The organism is Arthrobacter sp. RT-1, assembly GCF_003367205.1.
Lineage (GTDB): Bacteria > Actinomycetota > Actinomycetes > Actinomycetales > Micrococcaceae > Arthrobacter.
On the sequence record NZ_QRGQ01000001.1, the window covers coordinates 102028 to 126749 of the forward strand.

Below are 24722 nucleotides of genomic sequence, written 5' to 3' on the forward strand. Positions count from 1 at the left end.
GGGCCCACACAGTATCACCAACAACGTCACAGAGGACTTTTGTATGACCAGAATGTTGATCATTGGGCCTCCCGGTTCCGGCAAGGGAACCCAGGCTGAGCGGATTTCGGGGCGTCTTGGCATTGTTGCTGTCTCCACCGGGGACATCTTCCGTGCCAACGTTAAACGCGGGACCCCTCTGGGGCTTGTAGCCAGGAAGTACATGGACGCCGGCGACTTTGTACCGGACAACGTCACCAACAACATGGTGCGTGAGCGCCTCCAGGAGACTGACGTCCACGACGGGTTTATGCTGGACGGCTACCCCCGGACCGTTGACCAGGTGGACTACCTGGACCGGATCCTGGCCGCCGGCGGCCAGAAGCTCAATGCCGTCCTGCAACTGACGGCCGACAACGAAGAGCTCGTTGGACGCATGCTACATCGGGCCAAGGAGACGGCACGCTCTGACGACAACGAAACCGTCATCCGCCACCGCTTGGACCTTTACCACGAGCAAACCGGGGCCGTTGTGGAGCAGTATGAACGTCGCGGCATCCTGACCCAAGTACATGGGATCGGAAGCATCGAGCAGGTCACCACCCGTATCTTCGATTCCTTCGACTGCCTGGTGCAAGCTTCCTAGCGCTCACCAACGCTGCCCACATCGGCTGCAAAGCCATGCACCCCTGATGCGATCGAGGTTCAGTAACGGTGTTTGGGGTTCGCTTTGGGGATCCTCTAAGGTGATCCCCGATGATAGCCCTTGACGAAACGTCCAGTCAGCCCCATGCCGCGTCGCCGCATGGACCCGTATTCGTCGACGCGTCCGGTCGCCGGCTGAGGCGCGTCAAGCTGATCGGCCTCGGGGCCCTGGGGCTTGTGGCGGCGTATGTCCTGCTCCTTTTAGTGGCGCTCATCAGCGGATCCAATGTTTCCGCTCCCTACCTGCCCCTTCCGGCCGCCGCCGAGGCCCCTGCTCCGCAGCCGGTGCCGTCGGCGCCCGCTTCCAGTGCGGCTGGCCCTCCGGCCGTGGAAGCCCCGGCGGCCGGGCCGGCAGCCCTGCCCGCCGGCCAGGCCGCGGTGGCTGCACCCCCGGCCGCGCCCGTGGCACCGCCGGTCAACAGCCCGCCGGTTCAGGCTGTGCCGCGTGTTGAAGCTCCAGCGCCTGCTGCGGAGCCGGCGGCGCCCGGCATGAGCGGGTCGGCCCCGGGCCAGGCAACCCGGCCATCCGCCCCGCCGCGCCCGTGAGCGTGCGCCGCCGGAGCAAGAGCGCTGTTCCTGTCAACGTAAGGGCTCATTGGTTCGTCCTCATGGCGGTCCTGTTTGCCCTCGGTATTGCCCTCGTGGTGCAGGGATACATGCACCACCTCGCCGCAGTCGGCTACGACTCCGCGCCGGTGAATGGACCGTCCGGCAGCGTCCCGAAGGCCGTATCGCAGGGCGGTCCCGTGATCGACGCCCGGAACGGAGCTGTCCGCACTGTGACGCCACCGGACCGAACGGTCGCCCTGACCTTCGACGACGGCCCGGATCCCGTCTGGACGCCACAAATCCTCGATGTCCTTCGCAAGCACCAGGTACACGCGACGTTCTTCGTCGTCGGTTCGGCCGCGATCGAGCACCCAGATCTTGTGCGGCGCATCATGGCCGAAGGCCACGAGATCGGCGTCCATACGCTCACCCATGCCGACCTTGGCACCGCCGACGAGTGGCGCCGCCAGCTTGAAGTCCAGGGTGCCCAGGACGCGATCATGGGCATCACTGGCCACGCGGCGTCCCTGCTGCGTCCCCCGTACAGCTCCGGAAACGGTGCCGTGGCCGGCGGTACCTGGTCCGCAATGCAGGCATCGGCGGACGAGGGGTACCTCACCGTGTTGAGCAGCCTGGACAGCGGGGACTGGCGGCTGCCGGGCGTCGGGGAAATTGAACGCAATCTGGCTCCTTCCGGGCCGCAGGGGCAGGTGGTCCTGATGCACGACGGCGGAGGAGACCGGGAGCAGACGGTTGCCGCCCTGGACTCCGCCCTTGCAAACTTCGCGGACAAAGGTTTCCGGGTCACCACCGTCGGTGATGCGATCGGCGTCGACACCATGCGGCCGGCAACCGCCACGGAACAGGCCAGCGGGACGGCCCTGGCGTGGGGCATCCGCCTCAGCGGCTTCGTTGTCACGGCCATCTCGTGGGCGCTGGTTGCAGCCGGAGCCGTGACGTTCATCCGTGCCGTCCTCGTGGTCTTCTTCGCCGCGCGGCACAGCCGTGCCGCACGCCGCATCTCAGCGGCCGGCCGCGGCCGCCGCCGGGTGGACGTGCTGGTCCGGCCGGAGGTTACCGGCCCGGTCACAGTGATCGTGCCGGCGTACAACGAGTCGGCCGGCATCGAAGCCGCGGTCCGGTCCATCGTGGCCTCCACCCACCCGGTTGAGATCATCGTCGTCGATGACGGATCCACCGACGGGACCGCCGACATCGTGGACGCGCTCGGACTGCCCGGCGTCACGGTGATCCGGAAGGAGAACGGAGGCAAACCGTCCGCGCTTAACGCCGGGCTGCAGGCCGCCACCCACAACCTTGTGGTCATGGTGGACGGCGACACCGTCTTCGAACCGGACACAGTCCATGCCCTCATCCAGCCCTTCGCCGACCCGCGGGTGGGTGCCATCTCGGGCAACACCAAGGTCGCCAACCGCGGTGGCATCCTCGGCGCCTGGCAGCACATCGAGTATGTCGTGGGCTTCAACCTTGACCGCAGGCTGTTCGACGTCGCGGAATGCATGCCCACTGTCCCCGGCGCCATCGGGGCCTTCCGCCGCGATGCCCTCCTCCGCGTCGGTGGAGTCAGCGATGACACACTCGCGGAAGACACGGACCTGACCATGTCACTGTGCCGGGACGGCTGGCGCGTTGTGTACAAGGACGACGCAAGGGCCTGGACCGAAGCGCCGGCGAGCCTCTCGGCGCTTTGGAAACAGCGGTACCGCTGGTGCTATGGAACGCTGCAGGCAATGTGGAAGCACCGCGGCGCGGTGGTGCAGGGAGGGGCAGCCGGCAAGCTGGGGCGGCGCGGCCTCGGCTACCTGCTCGTCCTCCAGGTGCTGCTTCCGCTGTTCGCGCCGGTCGTCGATATCTTCGCTGTCTACGGTCTGATCTTCCTCGATCCACTCCGGATCGTGGCGCTCTGGTTCGTCTTCCTGGCCGTCCAATTCCTCATGGCCGCCTACGCCTTCCGGCTCGACAATGAGCGCCTCCGCCCGCTGTGGACCCTTCCGCTTCAGCAGTTCGTTTACAGGCAGCTCATGTATCTCGTCGTCATTCAGGCCGTTGTCACCGCCGTGGCCGGCGTGCACCTGCGGTGGCACCGGATGGAGAGGTACGGCAGCCTGCGCGTCCCTACCGGACAATCCCAAGAGTAGGGGCCGCCTACCGGACCAGCCGGTAGCGGACATGCGTCACCAGGCTGGTGCCGCTGACCTCCGTCGGTTCAAGCGTGACATTCCGGATGCCGTCCATCAGACGCTCGCCCCCTCCGAGGATGAGCGGTGAGGTGTGGAGCCGCAGTTCGTCGATCAGTCCCGCCGATAGAAATTGCTGCACGGTTCTGGCGCCCCCGGCAATCGCGACGTCCTTCCCGGCCGCAGCCTCCCGCGCCCGGGCCAGTGCTGCCTCGATCCCATCGGCCACGAAGTTGAATGTCGTGCCGCCCTGCATCTCCAGGGGAGGGCGCGGATGATGCGTGAGGACAAACACCGGTGCGTGATAGGGCGGTTCCTCTCCCCACCAGCCGCGCCAGTTTTCCGGCCAGGGCCCCGGGCCGGGGCCGGCGAACATGTTGCGGCCCATGATGAAGGCACCTGCCTGAAGGATGCCCTTAATCGCCGCCGCATTCGCCTCGGGTTCTTCGAACATCCAGCGGTGCAGGTCCTCGCCGCCCTCGCCCAATGGTTCGGCCAGGCTTTGATTCGGACCGGCGACGAATCCATCAAGGGAAACGGTGAGGTCACACGTAACGCTGTTCATGGCTTCCTTCTCCAGTGCAAGGGACATTAGGAACGCCGGGCACCGCCAATGCTAGCGGGACCCGCCGGCGGCTGGAAGGCGCGTGGGGTTGTGCGGGGGTCCGGCCGCCGCGGCTGCCACAGCAACGGGCAAAGTAGACCTGATGTCAGCGTGGCACCGAGGCGGTTCGCAGTCCGCTGTACGCCACAACCGCCCCGGCCAGGAAAATGAGCGCGGCCACGTAGACCGGTCCGAGGTGGCCAAGCGTTGCCAGTCCCCAGGGGTAGTGGGCGGGGAGGGCCACCGCGAGTCCGACAAACGGGACGATAACGGCTGTGGCGAAGGCCCACCGTTCTCCACGCCGTACGCCGTACCAGGACAGACCCGCGACGGCGAGCCCGGCGGCCGCGATGAAGCCGCTGATCGTGATGTGCAGATGGCTGATGTAGTGGTACAGCTGGGGGCTGAACGCCTCAATCTCCGTTTTTCCCTTGTTCACTTCGTCTGGTCCTATGCCCAGCTCAAGGAAAGCACCTGTGAAATTAAGCACAAAAAAGACCACGGCGTACCCCACGAAGGCCAGACCGGCCAGTGTCATCAGGGCCGCTCCCGTCCGGACCCGGAACTGCTTTCCCGGGGGAACCTGGATGTCAGGCATGGTCAGCACCCCTTTCTTGTATACGTAGGTCCTCGAATGAGAGTCCTGTGATCGTTGCCTGTCAAGAGACTCCCGAACAGGAAAGGAATCCTTGCCGTGCGGAGGGGCGTAACCCGATGTGCGGTGGGCAATGGGCACTGGGTACTGTTCTTCGGATGCGAAAAGACAAGAAACACCTCGCTGCCCTCCTGATCACCCTCGTCCTGGCCGGCGGCCTGCTGACCGCCGGTTCCGCTCCTGCAGGCGCCGCTTCGTGGCCCTTTGGTTGGTGGAACTGGATCACCGCCGGTGCCCAATCGCCGGCTCCTTCGGCGCCTGCCTCAGCTCCCGCAACCCGGACGCCCGTACCGGTTCCGGCCACACCCAGCCCCGCTGTGGAGCCGGCGAGGACGCCGCCGGCTGAGGCTCCCGCAGCTCCTGCTGAGGCTCCGGTTGCCGCAGCGCCCGCTCCGGCTCCTGCCGAAGTTCCGGCCCCCGCAGCTCCGGCACCGGCTCCTGCCGAGGTTCCGGTTGCCGCAGCACCGGCACCGGCTCCCGCCCCAGCGCCCGCACCGGCTCCCGCACCTGCTCCTCCGGTGGCGCCGTCCGCTACCGGCACGCCGTCCAACGCCGTCGCCCAGCGATCCTTCCAGCTCATCAATGATTACCGGGCGGCCAAGGGCCTTGCCCCGTTGCGCTACAACAGCGGGCTCGAAGCGGTTGCCCAAAACTGGTCGAACACCATGATGAATGACATCAACGCCCAGGGCAGCGCCGGCTTCCGGCACAACCCCGATGCGGCCGCCCAGATCCCGTCCGGCTGGAGCCGCACTGCCGAAAACATTGCCGTGAACGCCGACGCCGATGCACTCTTCGCTGCCTGGAAGGCCTCACCTGGCCACAACGCCAATATGCTCAACGCCGCCCTGACCGACTTCGGGTTCGGCTCTGCCCGGCTCTCCGCCGGTTCGCCCTACGGGGCGCAGCTGGTGGCCACGCAGAACTTCGCCACCTACGCGTAGTTAAACAAGGAACGACGGCGGCCGCCCGCCGTCGTTCCTTCTCCCGCGCAGCTGCCAGGCAGTTTGCCGTGCGGCTGTCTGATAGACGCCTCTCCCTAAAGAAGAAGGGGGATTTGCTCGTTGACTTTCAAGTGCAACGTGAGGATCCTCAGACTTACATATTTGGTGTAGTAATCCCTGCTGAAATCAGGCCGCCATGGGCAATGATGACTGTGGAATTTTGGAACTTGACCTCATGCGGTCCTGGCAGCTGCGCCGGGACGGGGCAGTTGTCCATGTTGCTGCCCGGCAGCAGCGGCTTATAGCAGCACTGGCAGTCCGCGGTCCCAGTCTCCGGAACTACCTTGCCGGCATGCTGTGGCCGGAGTATCCGGACGCCAAGGCACTGGAAAGCCTCCGGGTGGCGGTCCATCTGATGACGAGGCAGGTGCCGGGCGTGCTGGTCAAGGATGGGGCCCTGCTGACCCTCGACAGCCGGGTTGCCGTGGACCTGTACAGGGTTCGCGCCATGCTGAAAGAGGCCGCCCTTTCGAGTACCGGCAGCACGTGGACGCTGCTGCGGGACCTGCGGGACGCGGAATTCCTGCCCGGCTGGTACGAGGACTGGGTGATCTTCGAGCAGAGCCGGCTGCGGCACGATCAGCTCCGGGCCTTCACGCTGGCCGCACGGGAGTTCTCTGGCCGCGGGGACCACGGGGGCGCTGCGGAAGCGGCGTTGGCCGCACTGGAAATCGAACCCCTCTACGAGAGTGCCGTACGGGTCCTTGTTGCCTCGGAGCTGGCGCAGGGAAACCTGGCCTCCGCCCTGCTCGCCTATGACAAATACCAGGAACAACTCCTCAGTGACATGGGTGTTCCACCCTCGGACGGTTTGAGGCAGCTGATCGGCCAGACAGCAAAGCCGCAAGCCACCCATGCGGACGCGCAGCTAGTTCCTTCCCTGGACATCGGACTGGGTCAGCAGCCACTGCTGCACAACGTGTAGCACTTTATCCCGGTCGGCAGCGGAAACCGTGGTGCGCTCCTCGCCGTGGCCTGGGCCGTAGGTGATCCTGGCGCGGAATCCGGGGGGCTGTGCGCCGTCTTCATGCCATGCCCGGATCACCAGGGTGCTGGCATCAGGAACCGCCGGCATCCTGTTGTGCCCTTCGTCAGGTGCCTGACCGACGTCCTTCATCCGCATGGTTTCCCGCTTTCAGCCAGCCCAGCGTCATTCAAGTAGACCCCGACGCGCGTTACTGCTGCATGACCAACCCCGCGCAGTGCCGGACCGCTTGTGCAGGAGGCGGTAACGCCGTCGTAACGGCCCGTCTGATCAGCTGTCCCCACAAGGTACATGCCCACGGGGGAGGGACACAGGCTTCCGGAAGAGGGGCACGCGCAATGGGCAATCAAGGAGACGACGGCAGGCTGCCCATCATCTACGTCCGCGGCTTCGCCGGAAACGGCAGCGCCATCAACAGTGCGGTGGATGACCCGTTCTACGGCTTCAGCCAGGGATCGGTCCATGTCCGCTCGGACAGCCGCGGCCGGGCGCAGTTCCACCAGTTCGAATCGCCCATGCTGCGCCTCATCACGGACCACAAGTACGAGGTCCCGGTGCATGGGGACCAATGGGCATTCCTGGAAGGCGTGGCAACCGGCACGGTCAATCCTGCCTCCATCTGGATCTACCGCTTCTACGACAACTCCGCCGACACCTTCGCAGAGGAACCGGACAGCTTTTCGTTTGAAACAGCCGCACGTGACCTGTTCAAGCTCATTAAGCTGGTGCTTGACAGGACGGGGGCTCCGAAGGTCTTCCTGGTGGCGCACTCGATGGGCGGGCTGATCTGCCGCTCCCTGCTGCAGCGCGTGATCCCGGAAGACTCAGCCGACGCGGACGGAAACGTCGATCCTGCCGCCGGAACCAGGTACGTGGCCAGGGTCTTCACCTACGCCACACCGCACGGCGGAATCAGCTTCGCCATCGGATTCGGCCTGCTGGAGCGCATCCGGGACGCAACAGGAATCCACGGTGCCGACATCTTCGGCCCCGACCGCATGTATGACTACCTCACTCCTGCAGCCCGGCGGCCTGTCCTGAAGCGCGACGGCTTCAAGGGAACGGAAATTCCGGCGGGCAGTTTCCCTGTTGATGAGCTCTTCTGCCTCGTGGGCTCGAATCCGGAAGACTATGACGTCGCGCTGGGGTTGTCCTCCAAGGCTGTGGGTGCACGCAGCGACGGATTGGTCCAGATCGACAACGCCGCGGTACGTGGCGCTCCGCTCGCCATTGTCCACCGGGCCCACAGCGGCCGGTACGGGATCGTCAACTCCGAAGAGGGGTACCAGAACCTTCAGCGCTTCCTCTTCGGGGACCTGAAAGTCCAGATTGAGCTTGTAGGCTTCACTGTCGGAAGGAGCGCCCCGGACGAGGTGGAATTCCAGCTGGATGTTGCCTTGGCCATCCGCGGGCTGCCCGTCCTGGTCCATGAACAGACTGCCGCCCACTTTTGCCCCATCCAGATTGAGCGCTGGAAGGAAGGTAACCCCATCGATTCGCCGCAACCCCTCCTCACCACGTTCCTCTCCTCCCACGCTCCCCGGCCCCTGGTGGGCGGAAAGGCGGTGCCCAGGCTCCGGCACGCACTGCGGCTGCGGCTGTTGTCCATGGTCGAAAAGCAAGGCCGCTTCTTCTTCGACGACCACATGGAACAGACGGAAGACTGGCAGGACACGCTGGTGGTGGACATCCAGCCGCCGTCCCCCGGACAACCGCTGCCAAGGGGCTGGGCCGCCTGGAACAGCACCATCCCCACAGCGTTGCGGGACTGGGACCCGGAGGACAAGGACCGGCTGGTGGACCAGGACAAAACGGCCAACAGGTGGCGCGGCCGGATCGATGTTCCGGACCTGATGAAGCCCCTGCTCGGAGACAACGCCGGCTTGCAGATCACCGTGACGCCGCGGGTGCTGCCGGTGTAGCAGCGGGCCACGGAGTAGCCGTAACGGTGACGTAACGCGCGGCTGCCTAGACTCGCTGCCTACCAGTCCACTACGCCGGTTGAGCCAGTCGGAAGAAGGCAATGATGTCCCAGTTGCAGGGGTTTCACTACCACGCCGGGGCGGAAGGTGCGCAGGCGCGGTCCGCCGAGTCGTTCAGGAGCCAACCACCCGCCGGGGCACCGGACGCGCCTGCCCTCTCCTTCAACAGCAACGAGGCCGCCGCCAGGTACTACCTCGACCAACTGCTCCAGCAGGACGAACGTCCGGCCATGAGGTCCCTGGTGGAGCCGGAACTCCCGGAGCGCGTTCCCGGGCTGGTGGTGGAAAGTGAGCGGGAAGTGCCCGCGCTGGGGACCCGGACCTTGCGCTTTTCGCAGACCTACCGGGACATCCCCATCTTCGGGGCAAGCGCGCTGGTGGAGCTCACCTCATCCCGGGAACTGGTGAGCGTGAACGGACAACTGGGTGAAGCTCCGGAGGCCAGCCCTGTCGAGTCCCTGAGCCGGCCCGAGGCACTCGAACGGGTGGCGGTCTTCACCGGTGCGGAGCTTCCTGCCGACGCCGGCGTTGGCGCGCGGCTGAACTTCTACAAGAAGGACGACGACGGGTCGTGGCACCTCGCGTGGTTTTTCACCGAGCTTCCCGCAGAGCCGCCTGGCGCAAGTGACCCTGGAACTGCCCCCGATGAAGGACTGCTGGGCCACGGCCTGGGACGGCGGCCGGTTCCGCCCAGCTACAACTACCTGGTGGACGCCCACAACGGCGAGATCCTGTTCTGCTATAGCGCCGCCCCGACTGCCCTGGCGGTTCCCGCCCGCTGCAAGGGCATCGACGAGGACGAAGAGGAGCAGACGTTTTTCGGTGAACTGGTTGCCCCGAACGAAACCACATGCCGGCTCAACGACCCCCGCCGCATGGTCCGCACGTACGACCTGAAGTTCGCTGACATCGACAACAACCCGCGCGATCCCGACTTTCCCGTAGAGGCGGCCAGCAGCGACTACGGGACGACCAACCGGGCGGCAGTTTCGGCCCACGCCAACGCGTCCCGCGTGTTGGACTTCTACAACGTGGTGCTGCAACGGAACGGCATCGATGACCAGGGGATGGACCTCATCTCGCTGGTCAACGTCACGGCATCGAGCATGCAGGCTCCGCCCGTCCTCCTGAACGCCTTCTGGTTCAGGCACCGGATGTGGTACGGCCAGATCCAGAAGAACGGCCGCCTGGTCAGCCTCTCGCGCTTCCTGGATGTCATCGCGCATGAACTCACGCATGGCGTCATCGAAACTACGTCGAACCTGGTCTATGCAACGCAGTCGGGTGCGCTGAACGAATCCTTCGCTGACATTGCCGGTGTCATCATCAAGAACTGGTACGAAGCGCCGGACCGGGCGGACGTTTCCACGTGGGACTGGGAAATCGGCCCCGGACTGCGGCCGGACGAGCGGCCGCTTCGGAACTTCGCCGACCCCTCACGCACCGGCCACCCCAAACACATGGACAACTTCCGGCACCTGCGGCCCGGTGAACTGCCCAGCGGAGCCAACGACCAGGGGTGGGTCCACTTCAACAGCAACATCCACAACAAGGCCGTCCACAACCTGCTGACGATGGAAAACAACGGAGTTCGAGTGTTCACCGTCGAGGATGTCGCGGTGCTGACGCACTTGGGAATGGCACGGCTGACACCCCTCGCGACGTTCCCGGAAGCCCTTCAGGCGCTGGTGGACGTCGGGCAGACCTACTTCGGCGGCGACGCGCAGAAACAGGAGAAGGTGGACTCCATCCGAACGGCGTACCAGCTGGTCGGAATCGCCTGAGGCAATGCGCCGCTAATGTTGGCCTTTGTCGATCACGAGTTTGTCAGGGGCCCACGACTGGATCCGGCGGGGGAGCGGACCGCCGGCATCAGCGGCGACGGATATTTGGGCCTGCCCGTTTCCGAGGTCTTCCCAGCGACCCGGCGTGGCCTGGCCGCGGTCATCCGGGCTGCTGCCGTGCCAGATGCAGGAGCCGTCCGGCCGTACCTCGATGGCGTCCCGCCAACGGGCGGGACGCAAAGGGTAATCGCGCGGACGGAACACCATGGCGGAGGACGTATCCTCCTCGTGCGAGTGCAGCCAGACTCCCGTAACTTCCGGCGGGATTCCACTCACGGCTCTGCCCGTCCTGGCGCTGTGGTCATCGTCCCATCATCCACCAGTTGAGGCCGTAGCGGCACTGTTCAGCGCCCCGCGGATGCCATCCAGAATCGACTGGATCCGTTCGTTGTCCTTGCGGAGCCGTTCGATTTCCTGCCGCAGCTGCAGCACGTCGCCGTCCTCCTGCTTCTGTTCCGGGCCGGACTGCGCCGGGGCTGCCGTTGCCGCCGCGCCAGGCAGGGCGAAAGCGGGAGTGGCCAGGAAGGAAGCCCGGGCCCCTTCAAGGCAGGCATCCATGCGCCGGGACTGGCCTTTTGTGAACATAAACATGGCGGCGTCGTCGGTGTAGTCCATGTAGTTCATGAACATGCTGCCGTCCGGCCCATTGTTGCAGCTGAGCTGCGGAAAAGTCGGACTGTTGAAGGTGGCGTCCGCCTGGTTCGGCGTGTCGTCGACGAAGTCGGTTCCACTGCACGAACCGCGGTCATCGCCCCAGATGTGCCGCAGATCCAGCCAGTGCCCGATCTCGTGCGTTGCGGTCCGGCCAAGGTCGAAGGGGGCTTGCGCCGTCCCGCCCTTGCCAAAGCAGAAGCTTGCGATGACAACGCCGTCGGTGGTGGGTGGGCCCCCGGGGAACTGTGCATAACCAAGAATCGTCCGCCCGATGGTGTCCTTGAGATCGTTGCACACCCAGACGTTGAGATACTCGTCGCTGGGCCAACCGTCTGCCCCGCCAGTATTGCTGGACTTCACGTCGTCGAATTCGGTGGTGAAAAACTGCATGTTCGTCGCTGTCCGGGTGATCCCGCCGGTCGGGTTGCCGTCCGGGTCCTGCGACGCGAGCCGGAATTCTATGTTGCAGTCCGCCACCCGGTCCGCCCACACCGCCGGAACGCCCGCGACGTCAGGGTTGCCGGCGCGGAAGTCCTCGTTAAGGACGTCCACCTGGCTCCGGATCTGGGCTTCGCTGATGTTCTGGGCAGGGTCAGCAGGATTGTGCACTACATGGACCACGATCGGGATGACGAGGACGCCGTGCCGTCCAACGCGGCGGGTCTGTTCCTCGTAGGCCAGCGCCCGGTTGTCGATCAGGGCGCGGCGTTCCTGGTAAGTGACGCTCTGGTTCAGCAGCCGCCGGTGTACTTCCATAGTGCCGCACAGTTCACGGCTCCTCGGCTCCGTAGCGTTCAATTGGTTTGTCTCAAACATCGTTTCTTCTCCTTCACGTGATGGGTCCGGCACTACATGTCCAAGCCGAGGGCCTGCGTAACGAAGGTGGCGTTCATCCGCAGAATCTCCATGGCGAGGCTGATGTCGAGTGTCTCGAGCGTGTCCCGCTCGGTGTGGACCCGGTCGTTGGCCGAGTCGGTGCCCTCGATGGTCAGGACGGCCGGGATCCCGAGATCGATAAAGGGCACGTGGTCGCTGTTGAAAGGGTTAAGGCTGGTCTGGACGGCCAGGGACGTGTGTTCCCGGGCGATGCCGGCCAACGCGTCCATGACCGGCTGCGACACCGGTGCACCTTCGAGCAGCACGGCGGGAAGGCTGGAGTTCAGGCAGGCAATCATGTCCATGTTGAGCACGGCGCTGATGCGGGTGCGCTCGGCCCCATCGAGTCCGGCCACGTAATGGCGGCTTCCGAACAGTCCCTGCTCTTCGCCGCCGAACAGGATGAGCCGGAGGTCATGCCTTCCTGTACGGCCGGCGAGGGCCCGCGCGATGGCGAGCACGCCCGCTGTGCCCGACGCATTGTCGTCCGCACCGGGTGCCGCTGCCGCCATGCCTTTGGTGTTCACGGAATCCAGGTGGGCGGTGACGAGCACTACCTTCCGGTCCCCGCCGTCGCCGGTGCGGTCCGCGATGAGGTTGCGGCTCGTCCCGCCGGGCACCGGCACGGTCTGGACGGATGTGGCAAACCCGAGGTCCTGCAGGCGGTCCTTTGCCCACTCAAGTGCACCGAGGAACTCTGCGCTTCTGGAGTGCCTGGTCCGCAGGAAAGCCAGCCGGTCGACGTCGTCCGTGAACGACTCCCGCGACAGCGCAGCGGCCGCCGTGCCCGTGTCATCAGCGGGAACGGCCCCGGGCCGGGCCGGCAGTTCATCGAACACTACTGTGCCGGCCGTAAGCGGCCGGACCGAGTAGCAGGACGCGTGCGGGCCTCCCGGCGGCGCACCGGGATCGGCGTGGACCACCAGGTAGCGTCCCTTGTCCACGATGATCCGGGCGTCGGGGTGGTCCTCCTGGAAAGAGCGGCCGATCTGGGTGACGACGTGCAGCCGCTCCTCCGGAACGAACAGGCGGCCATCACCAGCCACATCGCTGTGCCCGCTGCGCTCTCCTGCCGCGGCGGGTGACCGCACCACCAGCACATCACCGAGCCTCGTCCAGGTACCCCCGGTTGCTGCAACGCGGTCCATGACCGCGCTCCGCGTTGCCGGCGAAACATGCAGCACGGTCGTCTCCACCGGTTCCCCATCATCAAGGAACACCTGCACCAGCGGAACGAGTTCAGCCAACGTTTCCAACCCGCCGTCCGGCTGCCCGGGACCCCGCACGTGAACTGCCACCAGTCCGAGCAGGCCGGCGGCGCGAACGTGGTCGCTGTTCTCGGTAACGAAAAATATGTCCTTGAATTCAAGGGCCGGACTGATCTTCGAGGCTGCCGTCCGGAAGACTGCCTCGTCCGGCTTAAATACGCCCACCTCCGTGGAAAGCGTGACCCGCTCTGCGACGGGCTCGAAGAACGCCCGGATGCCGAGGTCATCAAGCAGGCTGTAGTACTGCTGCTGGATGGTGCCGACGTCCGATGGCTGGTGAGGCATGTGGAAGTCTGACACGAGGCCCAGGAGCGGCGCGGCTTGCCCGTCCCTACGCAGGGAAGCGATGGCCTCCAGCGTCTCGAGTGCCCCGGGCCGCAGGACACCCGCGCTTTCGAGCGTGTCCCCAAGATCGAACAGGACGAGTTTCACAGCGCGGCGTTCCATCTCCGGCCCATCACCACTGGATGTCCGCCAGGCCGCCCAGCGGTTCCCGCTCGCCGGCGGCCCGCAGCGACGTACGGGCGTCCGCGTCCTGCATCGCGTCGGCGAAGCGCAGCCCGGTACGTTCTTCGAGTTCCTCCGTGGTGACCTGGAAGGCCCGGAACTCGTCCAGGTCGAGGGCTTCGAAGGGGTTCAGGTTCTGGGTCAGCAGGAAGGCCCTGCTCTTGAACTCGCCGCTTGCCACATAGGCGAGGATCTTCCAGTATTCCCGCGGCAGCCTGACGCCCCGGTACTCGCGGTCATTGTCCTGGAAGATGGGTCCCCCAAAAGCGGTCACCTTCAAGTCCTGGACGTCGACATCGGCGAAGACTGCGTCCTCCAGCCGCCCCCAGACCCCGTCCTTGCTGCTCTGGTTGAAGTCGTCCATCTGCGGCGCGATGTTGGTGAAAAAGAACGAGTCCTTGTTTGCGCTCCTGGCCTCCGTCTCTGAACCCCACACAAGATCCGCACGGCGGGCGAGGTGCCCGCGGTCCAGGCGGTTGCCGCTGTACAGTTCATCGCCGTTCTGGAACTGGGCCGGAATGCGGGAGTCCTTGACGAATGGGATGCCGTTCCGGCTCACCTTCCTGATGCTACCGCCGTCTATATTCCACGCTACCCACCGCGCAAACCCCCGCGACTTGCTGAGGGCGAGGGAGAAGTGCGTGTAGGGAATCGCGGCGGAGCCGTCGAGCTGGACGGCGTCGTCCGACAACGCGGCATCAAGAGCGGGCGGTTCCAGCTCGTTTCCGAGGAACCCGGACGAGTAGCCGCTGGTGCCAAGTTTTTGATTCTGGACCATGGCCGCAACCTAGTACCGGCGGCGTTATCCGTGCGTTACGGCGCCCGTCGGTGTACCGGGCGGGGCCCGCTTGGCCAACCTACCGGTGCAACTGTGCCAGTGATTCCGCCAGCGGTATGCGCAGTGCGGGACCGTGGCCGGGCAGGATGACCGAAGCGTTGACGCCGGCCAGGCGGCGGGTTGCAGCCACGGCCGCTGCCGGGTCCGCGTGGTACATGGGGTGGAGCATCTGGGGGCCGGTGGTCCGGCTGAGTGGGTGGCCGCCAACGAATGAGTCCCCGACGGCGATCGCGCCTGCACGGGGTAACAGGACTGAGGCGTTGCCGGGGGTGTGGCCCGGCAGCAGGATTGCTTCCGGGGAGCCTGGCAGGCTTCGCAGCCCCGCCGGGTTCCACGCGAGTGCTTGCGTTGCCGGCTTCGCTTTCAGGGCCCCAGCTTGAATGACGTGCAGCAACCAGCGGAAGACGCGCGGGCGCCAGGCCCGGACCAGTACCTGGCCGAACGTGACCTGGTGCTTCTCCTTCCCCTGGACGTGGGGCAGCTCCTCGGGGGCGCACAGGATGGGTGTCCCGAACGACGTGGAGAAAAACGCCGCGGAGCCGGTATGGTCCACGTGGCCGTGGGTGATCAGCATGGCCTTGGCGTCGGCCGGCTCCAGACCCAGATAACGGATGGATTCAAGGACCAGCGGCCGGTCGGCGGGATAACCGCTGTCGATGAGGATAAAGCCGGCCGGGTCACGGACCACAACCCAATTGGCAGCGGGGCCTTCGACGAAATACACGCCGGGTGCCTGCTCTGAAACGTGGTCCGCCGGCTCCCAGCGGGGTGAATGCTGCACAGGTTCCAGACTATCTGCCGCCCCAGCCGGTCCCTCACACCAGTGGTCACGGCACCCGCAGCCCGCTCAGCGGCTCCGACGTTGAATTCACCATCAGCACGGCGGGTGCCTGGCCCTCCACATAGGAGATGGCCGACACCGAACCGGGGCTGATGACGATCCGCTGGAAGAGGTCCAGGTGCGTCCCCATCGCATGCGCCACCGCGGCCTTGATGGGGTCGGCGTGGGAGAAGCATACGACGACGCCTCCGGGGTGTGCGGAGCGCAGCACCTCGAGTGCGGCGACCATCCGTGCCTGCATCTCCGTGAAGCTCTCCCCGCCGGGGAAACGGAAGGTTGAGGGACTGTGCTGGACGGCCTGCCACTGCGGCAAACCAGTCAGGTCGGCGAGCGCGGCCCCGGTCCACTCACCAAAGTCGCATTCGATGAGGCCTGCGTCCTCGTGCACAGCGAGCCCGGCGCTGACTGCAGAGGGCTCCGCGGTCTGGCAGGTGCGCTCCAAAGGCGAGCTGTGGATGGCGTCAACCGGGAGCCCGGCGAGGCGCTCCGCCACCCGTTCCGCCTGCGTCCGGCCCCGCTCGGACAGGTAAAGTCCAGGGGTGCGTCCGGGCAACACCCGGCCGGTGGTGGGCGTCTCCCCGTGGCGCACCAGGAGGAGAAGAGTGCCTTCAGCAGTCATCAGCCTAAGCGTAGATTCCCGGTGGCCGGAGGGCTACCGTAGTGGGGTGACTGACCGTCCAGATATCTTCACCGTTGGCGAACTGCGTGCCGCCGGCCACGTCCATAAAGACCTAAGGCGCGAAATCCGGGACAACCTTCTCGCCGCGCTGGCCACAGGCCGGGATCCGTGGCCCGGGATGTATGGGTTCGGCCGCACCGTCCTTCCCCAGCTGGAGCGGGCCCTGATCGCCGGCCACGACGTTGTCCTGCTGGGTGAGCGCGGCCAGGGCAAGACCCGCCTGCTCCGCACCCTCGCCGGGCTGCTGGACGAGTGGTCACCGGTGATCGAGGACTCGGAGCTGAACGAACACCCGTACCAGCCCATCACCGAGCAGTCCCGGGCCCGGGCCCTCACTGAAGGGGACCGGCTGCGGGTGGGGTGGCGCCACCGCTCGGAGCGTTATGTTGAGAAGCTTGCGACGCCGGACACCTCGGTGGCCGATCTCATCGGCGACGTCGACCCGATGCGCGTGGCCGAGGGCCGCCGCCTCGGCGACCCGGAGACCATCCATTATGGCCTGATTCCGCGCTCCAACCGCGGAATCATTGCCATCAACGAGCTGCCCGACCTTGCCGAGCGGATCCAGGTGGCCATGCTCAACGTGATGGAGGAGCGGGATATCCAAATCCGCGGCTATGTCCTCCGGCTGCCGCTGGACGTGCTGGTGGTGGCGTCCGCCAACCCTGAGGACTACACCAACCGCGGCCGGATCATCACACCCCTGAAGGACCGCTTCGGCGCCGAAATCCGGACCCATTACCCCATTGAGCTCGATGACGAGGTAGCTGTGATCCGGCAGGAGGGCCGGCTCCTGGCCGACGTCCCGCCCGTGATCCTTGAGATCCTGGCCCGCTACACGCGAGCGCTGCGGCAGTCCCCGGCCATCAACCAGACCTCCGGAGTGTCCGCACGGTTCGCCATCGCCGGCGCCGAAACCGTTGCCGCGGCGGCCCTGCGGCGGGCAAGCGTGCGCGGCGAGGACCAGGCTGTTGCCCGGATCATCGACCTCGCGCCCGCGGCCGAGGTCCTCACCGGGAAGATCGAGTTTGAATCGGGTGAGGAAGGGCGTGAGCAGGGTGTCCTTGACCACCTCCTGCGAACGGCCACTGCCGAAGCCGCGCGTGCGCATTTCCAGGGCATCGACCTGGGACCCCTCGTGGCCGCGCTGGACGGCCACACGACCGTGACCACCGGTGAGCACGTCACCGCCCGGGAGTTCCTGCAGAACCTCCCGTCCCTGAACGGTTCAGGCCTCTATGACGAAATCAGTGCACGCCTGGGTGCGGAAAACGACGGGCAGCGTGCCGCCGCCGTCGAACTTGCGTTGGAAGGCCTCTACCTTGCCCGGCGGATCTCCAAGGAGTCCGACGACGAGGCGACGGTCTACGGCTAGGTACAGGAGGCAGCATGGCGGCTTACAACCGGTCCGCCAGGTACGGCCGGTACGCCGGAGGGCCGGATCCCCTCGCCCCGCCGGTGGACCTTGCGGAGGCGCTGGACGCCGTCGCCGAGGATGTCATGGCGGGATACTCGCCCCGGCACGCCCTGCAGGAGTTCCTGCGGCGGGGCGGCCGGAACCGGGAAGGGCTGGACGACCTCGCCCGGCGCGTCCGGGAGCGCCGCAGTGAACTGCTGGGACGGCACCGGCTGGACGGCACCCTCAATGAGGTTCAGAAACTGCTGGAGACGGCTGTGCTGGAGGAACGCAAGCAGCTTGCCCGCGACGCCATGATGGACAACGCCGACCGTGCGTTCCGGGAGATGCAGCTGCAGAACCTTCCCGCCTCCACCGCGGCGGCGGTCAACGAACTCGCCTCCTACGACTGGCAGTCGAGCGCCGCACGGGAAGCGTACGAGAAGATCAAGGACCTGCTGGGCCGGGAGGTCCTGGACCAGCGCTTCGCCGGCATGAAGCAGGCACTCGAGAACGCCACCGAGGAGGACCGGGCCGCCGTGGCGGAGATGCTGCGGGACCTCAATGAGCTGCTGGACAAACACCGGCGCGGCGAAGACACCGACGCCGACTTCCAGGACTTCATGGCCAGGCACGGCGATTACTTTCCGGAGAACCCGCGGTCCGTCGAAGAGCTGATCGACGCGCTCGCCAAACGCGCCGCGGCGGCTCAGCGACTCCTGCAGTCCATGTCCGCGGAGCAGCGGGAGGAGCTCATGCGGCTCTCCGCCCAGGCCTTCGGCTCGCCCGAACTCATAGCCCAGCTCGATCAGCTTGACTCAAGCCTGCGGTCCCTGCGGCCCGGGGAGGACTGGACCGGCTCGGAACGTTTCGAGGGCCAGGAGGGGCTCGGGCTGGGTGACGGTACCGGTGTGCTGCAGGACATCGCCGAACTGGACGAGCTGGGCGAACAGCTGTCCCAGTCCTACAACGGGTCACGCCTGGACGATCTTGACCTCGATGCCCTCGCCCGCCAGCTGGGGCAGGACGCCGCCGTCAGCGCCCGCACCCTTGCCGGCATCGAACGGGCCATGCAGGACGGGGGCTACCTGCGGCGCGGCGCCGACGGTGACCTCCGGCTGTCCCCGCAGGCCATGCGGCGGCTCGGGAAGTCACTTCTGCGGGACACGGCCAGGCAGCTCTCCGGCCGGCAGGGGCGCCGGGAGACCCGGACGGCGGGCGCCGCCGGCGAACAGACCGGCTCCAGCCGCCAATGGGAGTTCGGGGACGCCGAGCCGTGGGACGTCACACGGACCATGACCAACGCCATCCGCCGCACCGTGGCAGACGGCGATGATCCCGGCCGCGGCTTCCGCCTTGGGGTGGGCGACATCGAGGTGACGGAAACGGAGGCGCGAACCCAGGCCGCCGTCGTCCTTTTGGTCGACGTCTCCTTCTCGATGGCGGCTGAGGGCCGCTGGGTACCAATGAAACGCACCGCGCTCGCCTTGCACCACCTGGTCTCGACCCGGTTCCGTGGCGACCGGCTGCAGCTTGTCACGTTCGGCCGCTATGCGCAGTCAATGGACATCGGTGAACTCACGGCACTGCCCGCCCTGCGGGAGCAGGGCACCAACCTGCATCACGGCCTGCTGCTGGCCGGCCGGTTCTTCCGCCGGCATCCGTCCATGCAGCCCGTCCTCCTGGTGGTGACCGACGGCGAACCCACCGCGCATCTGCTGGCTGACGGTGAGTCATGGTTCTGCTGGCCACCGGATCCGGAGACCATCCGCGTCACGGTTGCCGAACTTGACCGCCTTGCGCGTGCCGGCACGCAGGCCACGTTCTTCCGCCTCGGTTCGGACCCAAGCCTTGAGCGTTTCGTGCAGCGGCTGGCACGCCGCATCGACGGCAGGGTGTCCGCGCCTGAGGTGGGGGACCTTGGCGCTGCGGTGGTGGGGGAGTACCTCCGCGCACACTTCCGCCGCCCCTACGACACCGATGACTGGATGTGACAGACGCCGGCGGCACTGGAGTGACCGTAATGTTCAGTCGCTGGAGACAGCACCGTCCCGCTGCGGAGTGTCCAGTCCCGCCTGCGCCACCAGTTCGGTCAGCCACGGCCGGTGTTCACGATGAAAACGGATGCCCTCCGGCAGCCCTTCCACCGAGGGCTCCGAACCGCTGATGTTGATGGTCATGCGGCCGCCGGCCATGGGCGCGTTGCTGATATGCAGGTCCCCGAACGACTCGGGCAGAGCCGGGTCCATCCAGAAGCCGCCCCGTGACACGTGGGCGTCGTACCGCATCAGGCTGGTAATCAGCATGATCGGGGTGGTGGCCGCCCACGCCTGCGGCGAACAGGCAGTGGGATACGGCACCGGTTCGGCCACCTGTTCCCGGCTGAAACCGCAAAAGAGTTCAGGAAGCCGGCCATTGGAGTAATCGGCCGCTTCCAGCAGCGCCGTAGCGATTCGCTGTGCCTCCTCCACGTAGCCGTAGCGCATCAGGCCCGCTGCGATGATCGCGTTGTCATGGGGCCACACCGAACCGTTGTGGTAGCTGGCGGGGTTGTAGGCGCCCATATCGGTGGCAAGGGTGCGCACACCCCAGCCGCTGAACATCTCGGGCGACATCAGCCGTTCGGCCACCAGCGGGACTTTGTCGTCGTCCACGATGCCGTGCCACAGGCATTGCCCCATATTCGACGCGCACGCGTCCACCGGCCTCTTCCTGCCGTCCAGAGCGACGGCGAACCAGCCCCGCTCGGGCAGCCAGAACTTTTCGTTGAACCTCTTCTTCAGCCGGGCCGCCTCTTCGGTGAGCCGCGCGGCCATCGATGCGTCCCCGCCGTCGTACGCCATCCATGCACGGGACAGCAACGCGCTGTACACCAAAGCCTGCACCTCGCACAGCGCAATCGGCGGCTCGGCCAGCGTTCCGTCGGCGAAATTGACGCCGTCCCAGGAGTCCTTCCAGCCCTGGTTCAGGAGGCCCTGATCGTTGAGCCGGGCGTACTCGACGAAGCCGTCACCGTCCTTGTCGCCGTAGTCCCGGACCCAGTCCAGTGCCCTGTCCGCATGGGGAATCAGGGCAGCAATGATGTCCTTGGCAAACCCCCAGCGGCTGACCGACCCCAGCGTCATAACGAACTGGGGCGTGGCGTCGACGCTGCCGTAGTAGACGGACTTGCCGCCCAGCGCCAGCCCGCTGGAAACACCCAGCCGGACCTCGTGCAGGATCTTCCCGGGTTCCTCCTCGCTCATCGGATCCACCACCTTGCCCTGGCGGTCAGCCAGCGTCTGCAACGTACCCAGGGCCAGCGAGGGGTCCACGGGGAGGGCCATTTCCGACGCCCACAGGGAGTCCCGCCCGAAGAGCGTCATGAACCACGGCGCACCCGCTGCCACCACGATCCGCTCCGGATGGGCGGGATCCTCGATCCGCAGCGCACCCAGGTCGTCATAGCTGCGCCGCAGGGTCCGTTCAATGGAACGGTTGCCCATGTGCAGCCTGGGGATCTTCGCCACCCACTCCCGGCGCCGGCGGTCACTCGGAGATTCCTGGAGTCCAGCCTGATGGACGGGAGGCGCGGAAGGAGCCCCGGTGCCGGCAGCGGCAGGCGTTGCGCTCAGCCGGGTGCTCCATTGCCCGCGCGGCGGGACAAGCGTCTGATAGGTGAGTGCGTCCGGAGTGGCCACGGCGCCGCTGCCTTTGATGACCACCCGCTTCAGGACGTCGTGCCAGACGGCCTCGATGGTGAGCGACTCGCCGTCGGAGCGCCGGGATTCCTCCCAGTGCCGCTGGACCCGCGCCTCCTTAACTTCGAACAGATCCGCGAAATCCGCTTCAACGCTGACGGAAACACTGCATTCGGCCGGCTCCGACGAGTAGTTCCGGATGGTGATCTCCTCAAAGAGCCCGGCGGCCACTTCGCGCAGGCGCTCCACGATCAGCGGGCTGTCCGCATACCCGTCGGAGCGGGGAACGCGGCCGATGAACAAGGCGCGGTACGGTTCCTTTGTTTCCGCCGTCAGCGGTTCCAGGGGCTGGCCGTTCACCGCCAGGTTCCAGCGGGACACAATGCGCGTGTCCTCGTGGAACACCCCGTGCGGATGTTCCGGGTGCATGTCTCCATTGGCCAGCGAAATGCAGAAGGACGAGCCTTCCACGAGGGTGTTGGTTCCGGCTCCCACAGGTCCGGCAGCTGTGTCAGCGTTCCATCCGGCCACGTCCGCTCCTTCAAGGGTCAGGGCGGAGACGGCTCCCGGCAATCCGGCTCGAACGACCCGTGGCGCCGCCCGCGGAATCGAGGTTACGCCTAACGCCACCACGATAAAAGGTGCGCCTCCGCCGGTCCTGCCGCCCGGCACCGGCGCCCTTGATCGCAGGAGCGATGCGGGAATAGCATTGCCCGCACACCGACGTCGATCAGAGCGGGGGCGGCCATGGATGAGCCGGCAGCAGCGGGGTCCGGCGGAAGCCTGATGGTTGACCTGATCATCTCCCTGGACGGATACGCCTCCGCCGAGGGCTGGCCGGGCTGGTGGGGGCTGGAGGGGCCGGAGTACCTGGCCTGGCTCGACCAGGAGGCCGAAAAGAACTACACCGTCCTGATGGGGGCGAACACCTACCGGCTCATGTCCGGCATGTCGGCGGCCGCCTCCGCGGACGGCTCGGGATTCCCGGACAGTGAGGGGGCCAGCCTGACCGGACTTGCTGCCGTGCCCAAAGTCATTTTCTCCTCCACCCTGCAGGAACCCCTGGACTGGCCCAACTCGAAGCTGGTCAGGGGTGACGCCGTGGAGGCCGTGTCGGAGATGAAACGGAGCGGCGACCGCCCGCTGAGCACCCTGGGCAGCCTCAGCCTCTGCCGCTCACTGCTGGCCGCGGGCCTCGTGGACCGGTTCCGGCTGGTTGTCTTCCCGGTGATCACCGGGAAGACGGGGCGGGAACGGATCTACGACGGCTATCCCGACGTCGGGCTCGAGATGGTGGACAGCAGGACCTTCGACGGCAGGCTTCAGCTGCTCGAATACGCGCCCACCGTGCTCGCCCGCCCACCGGGCACTGCCTCCTGAGCCGGACCCGCCAGCGTTTCTTCATTGTCGCGCCCTCCTGGAAATCGCTGTTCGGCACCAGGATGGTCCCGTCCGGTTGGCTGACCCCTGCTTTGTGCTTCGCAGAAATTTGGCAGACTGCAGGAAGTAAGTCATCGGTGAAAGGGTAGTTTTCCACAATGGGCGCGATCGGATACCTTGCTGCTTCCGTCCCCCTGCGGCTGGCCAGCGCGGGTTCGGTGGTGGCGCTCCCCATCCTCGCCGTGGAGCGGCTGGGTGACGTCGCCGTCGGGGGCCTCCTCGTGGCCGCCTCGCTGGGTCCCAGCGTTCTTGCGGCTCCGCTGGTGGGTGCCGTCCTGGACAGTTCCTCCCGCCCGGGAAGGTGGGTTGCCGCCTCGGGGATGGTTACGGCTGCTGCCTTCGCTATGACGGCGTTCATCGGCAGTATTCCGCTACCCGCCATCTTCGCGGTGCTTGTCCTTGCCGGCACGGCCTCCCCCTTCTACATGGGCGGGCTCTCGAGCTTTGTTGCCGGTGCCATTCCGGACGTTCGGCGGGCGTTTGCCTATGACGCCCTTTCCTACAATGTGGCGGCGGTGGCTGGACCTGCCATCGTGGCGCTGATCGCGGTGTTCCTGCCGGCCCAGTCGGCGCTGGCGGTCCTGGCCGCCGCTGCGGCGTTCGGCCCTCTGGCCCTGCGGGGACTCCGCCTGCATCCCCATGCCCGCGCCCGCGGTTCGCTGTGGCAAGCGGTCAAAGCCGGCCTGCACAGGATTGTCAGCCACCGGCCGCTGGCAGTTGTTACAGCCTCCTCCACCTTCACCCAGCTCGGCCAGGGCGGCCTGGCCATCGCAGCGGTCGCGCTCTCGATCGAAAGGGTCGGTTCGCCCAGCGAGGGCGCCATGGTGGTGACCGCGTTCGCCGTCGGCAGCCTGCTCGGGGCCCTCCTGGAGACAGCCCGGCCTGCGCGAGGCCGCCCCAACATGGTCATGATGACCGGCTTCCTGGCGACGGGACTGCTGACAGTGGCAGCCGCTTTCGACATCGGGACGGCCTGGACCGTGGTGGCCATCGGCCTCTCGGGCCTTTTTACGGCGTCCACCTCGGCCGCCATGCTGTTCCTCCGCAACCTGCACAGCCCGTCCCACCTCAAATCCCAGATCTTCACCGTGAGCGCAGGCTTCCGCGCCAGCGCCTCGGCTGCCGGTGCGGCGCTGGCCGGGTCGGCAACCGGATGGGGTGGCGCCGTGACGGTCGCTGCGGTCGGCATCGTCTGGATTGCCTCGGCAGCGCTGATGGGCGCCTATCCAAAGGGCGAGGACTAGAACCTACTTGAAGCAGCAACGACTTGTTAGGGCGCTTCTTCGGCCTAGAGTCGACCACAGCTGGCTTAACGTAAAGGACTCCAGGGAACGGACGAATCATGGCAGACACGAACATCCGGCCGAAGTACATCTCTTTTGATGTCTACGGCACGCTCATCAACTTCGACCTCGACCCCACAACGCGACGCCTGCTCGATGGCCGCATCCCGGAAGAGCGGTGGCCTGCCTTCAAGAAGCAGTTCCGCGGGTACCGGTTCGACGAGGTCCTTGGCGGCTACAAGCCCTACGAGCAGGTCCTCCAGGATTCCTTTGCCCGGGTGTGCAGGCGCTGGGGCATTGGGCCCACCGAAGGTGCCGGCGCGGCGTTCGCCGACGCTGTACGCGGCTGGGTTGCACACGGGGACGTGCCGGCTCCGCTGAAGACCATGGGCGACAACTACAAACTGGTGGCTTTGTCCAACGCCGACGACAGCTTCCTGGACATCAGCATCCCCAAGCTCGGGGCAAACTTCCACGCCGTGTTGAGCGCGGAGCAGGCCCAGGCCTACAAGCCGCGCTACCAGGCCTTCGAGTACATGCTCGATACCCTGAACGCCAAGCCGGAGGACTTCCTGCACATTTCCTCGCACACACGCTACGACATGCACCCGATGCACGACATGGGCTTCCGGAACCTCTGGCTGCTGGACCGTGGCTATGACCCCATTGGCCCGGGCTACGGCCTCAGCACTGCCAACTCCCTGGACGAGATCAACAGGCACCTGGGTCTCTGACCAGCAGGTCGAGGCGAAAGG

The 24722-nt window shown here is 66.3% G+C and carries 21 protein-coding genes; 12 read left to right on the plus strand and 9 right to left on the minus strand.

The window, feature by feature from the left end; genetic code table 11:
• Window positions 1–52: 52 nt before the first annotated feature.
• The 3 genes from DXK94_RS00455 (at window position 53) to DXK94_RS00465 (ending at window position 3392) form a co-directional block, all read left to right on the plus strand.
• Window positions 53–625 carry an adenylate kinase gene (locus DXK94_RS00455; RefSeq protein ID WP_181884707.1) on the plus strand — a complete coding sequence of 191 codons (573 nt, stop codon included), beginning with the start codon at window positions 53–55 and terminating at the stop codon, window positions 623–625.
• A gap of 110 nt (window positions 626–735) precedes the next feature.
• The gene (locus DXK94_RS00460; protein WP_115523362.1) at window positions 736–1230 is read left to right on the plus strand and encodes a hypothetical protein; all 495 of its coding nucleotides are present in this window, start codon (window positions 736–738) and stop codon (window positions 1228–1230) included.
• 62 nt (window positions 1231–1292) lie between these two features.
• Window positions 1293–3392 (plus strand): bifunctional polysaccharide deacetylase/glycosyltransferase family 2 protein, encoded by a 2100-nt coding sequence (locus DXK94_RS00465; protein ID WP_258868382.1) that lies wholly within the window; start codon window positions 1293–1295, stop codon window positions 3390–3392.
• Between the two features lie 7 nt (window positions 3393–3399).
• On the opposite strand, the gene DXK94_RS00470 is transcribed toward DXK94_RS00465, so the two are convergent.
• Complete coding sequence (locus tag DXK94_RS00470; RefSeq protein ID WP_115523501.1) at window positions 3400–3996, minus strand: dihydrofolate reductase family protein; 597 nt, start codon at window positions 3994–3996, stop codon at window positions 3400–3402.
• A 145-nt stretch (window positions 3997–4141) separates the two neighbouring features.
• Complete coding sequence (locus tag DXK94_RS00475; RefSeq protein ID WP_115523502.1) at window positions 4142–4633, minus strand: hypothetical protein; 492 nt, start codon at window positions 4631–4633, stop codon at window positions 4142–4144.
• 155 nt (window positions 4634–4788) lie between these two features.
• Between DXK94_RS00475 and DXK94_RS21325 the strand changes: the two genes are divergently transcribed.
• From DXK94_RS21325 to DXK94_RS00500, 4 genes are all read left to right on the plus strand, one after another.
• Window positions 4789–5634, plus strand: coding sequence for a CAP domain-containing protein (locus tag DXK94_RS21325; RefSeq protein ID WP_181884698.1), 846 nt, complete (start codon window positions 4789–4791; stop codon window positions 5632–5634).
• A 196-nt stretch (window positions 5635–5830) separates the two neighbouring features.
• Window positions 5831–6619: a BTAD domain-containing putative transcriptional regulator gene (locus DXK94_RS00485; RefSeq protein ID WP_115523364.1), complete on the plus strand. Its 789-nt coding sequence runs from the start codon at window positions 5831–5833 to the stop codon at window positions 6617–6619.
• A gap of 398 nt (window positions 6620–7017) precedes the next feature.
• Window positions 7018–8601: a triacylglycerol lipase gene (locus DXK94_RS00495; RefSeq protein WP_115523366.1), complete on the plus strand. Its 1584-nt coding sequence runs from the start codon at window positions 7018–7020 to the stop codon at window positions 8599–8601.
• A gap of 101 nt (window positions 8602–8702) precedes the next feature.
• A complete protein-coding gene (locus DXK94_RS00500; protein WP_115523367.1) occupies window positions 8703–10445 on the plus strand; it encodes a M4 family metallopeptidase in 1743 nt (580 codons plus the stop codon).
• 12 nt (window positions 10446–10457) lie between these two features.
• Here DXK94_RS00500 and DXK94_RS00505 read toward each other — a convergent pair whose 3' ends face one another.
• The 6 genes from DXK94_RS00505 to DXK94_RS00530 form a co-directional block, all read right to left on the minus strand.
• The gene (locus tag DXK94_RS00505) at window positions 10458–10781 is read right to left on the minus strand and encodes a hypothetical protein (RefSeq protein WP_115523368.1); all 324 of its coding nucleotides are present in this window, start codon (window positions 10779–10781) and stop codon (window positions 10458–10460) included.
• A 36-nt stretch (window positions 10782–10817) separates the two neighbouring features.
• On the minus strand, window positions 10818–11975 hold the full coding sequence (locus DXK94_RS00510) for a zinc metalloprotease (RefSeq protein WP_220272942.1): 1158 nt from the start codon (window positions 11973–11975) through the stop codon (window positions 10818–10820).
• 32 nt (window positions 11976–12007) lie between these two features.
• The gene (locus DXK94_RS00515) at window positions 12008–13735 is read right to left on the minus strand and encodes a M20/M25/M40 family metallo-hydrolase (protein WP_220272943.1); all 1728 of its coding nucleotides are present in this window, start codon (window positions 13733–13735) and stop codon (window positions 12008–12010) included.
• Between the two features lie 25 nt (window positions 13736–13760).
• Window positions 13761–14588 (minus strand): DNA/RNA non-specific endonuclease, encoded by an 828-nt coding sequence (locus tag DXK94_RS00520; RefSeq protein WP_115523370.1) that lies wholly within the window; start codon window positions 14586–14588, stop codon window positions 13761–13763.
• Window positions 14589–14667: 79 nt separating this feature from the next.
• On the minus strand, window positions 14668–15429 hold the full coding sequence (locus tag DXK94_RS00525; protein WP_258868383.1) for an MBL fold metallo-hydrolase: 762 nt from the start codon (window positions 15427–15429) through the stop codon (window positions 14668–14670).
• A gap of 46 nt (window positions 15430–15475) precedes the next feature.
• Window positions 15476–16108: an MSMEG_4193 family putative phosphomutase gene (locus DXK94_RS00530; RefSeq protein WP_115523371.1), complete on the minus strand. Its 633-nt coding sequence runs from the start codon at window positions 16106–16108 to the stop codon at window positions 15476–15478.
• Between the two features lie 46 nt (window positions 16109–16154).
• Here DXK94_RS00530 and DXK94_RS00535 point away from each other — a divergent pair, with 46 nt between their 5' ends.
• Entirely contained in the window at window positions 16155–17543 is a 1389-nt protein-coding gene (locus DXK94_RS00535; protein WP_115523372.1) for a sigma 54-interacting transcriptional regulator, read from the plus strand.
• Between the two features lie 14 nt (window positions 17544–17557).
• Window positions 17558–19558, plus strand: a complete 2001-nt coding sequence (locus tag DXK94_RS00540) for a VWA domain-containing protein (RefSeq protein WP_115523373.1) — start codon at window positions 17558–17560, stop codon at window positions 19556–19558.
• A 33-nt stretch (window positions 19559–19591) separates the two neighbouring features.
• Here DXK94_RS00540 and DXK94_RS00545 read toward each other — a convergent pair whose 3' ends face one another.
• On the minus strand, window positions 19592–21775 hold the full coding sequence (locus DXK94_RS00545) for a glycogen debranching N-terminal domain-containing protein (protein WP_115523374.1): 2184 nt from the start codon (window positions 21773–21775) through the stop codon (window positions 19592–19594).
• Between the two features lie 216 nt (window positions 21776–21991).
• Between DXK94_RS00545 and DXK94_RS00550 the strand changes: the two genes are divergently transcribed.
• The 3 genes from DXK94_RS00550 (at window position 21992) to DXK94_RS00560 (ending at window position 24701) form a co-directional block, all read left to right on the plus strand.
• Window positions 21992–22624 (plus strand): dihydrofolate reductase family protein, encoded by a 633-nt coding sequence (locus tag DXK94_RS00550; protein ID WP_115523375.1) that lies wholly within the window; start codon window positions 21992–21994, stop codon window positions 22622–22624.
• 158 nt (window positions 22625–22782) lie between these two features.
• Window positions 22783–23928: a hypothetical protein gene (locus tag DXK94_RS00555; RefSeq protein WP_115523376.1), complete on the plus strand. Its 1146-nt coding sequence runs from the start codon at window positions 22783–22785 to the stop codon at window positions 23926–23928.
• Between the two features lie 98 nt (window positions 23929–24026).
• Window positions 24027–24701, plus strand: a complete 675-nt coding sequence (locus tag DXK94_RS00560; protein ID WP_115523377.1) for a haloacid dehalogenase type II — start codon at window positions 24027–24029, stop codon at window positions 24699–24701.
• The last annotated feature ends 21 nt before the right edge of the window (window positions 24702–24722 follow it).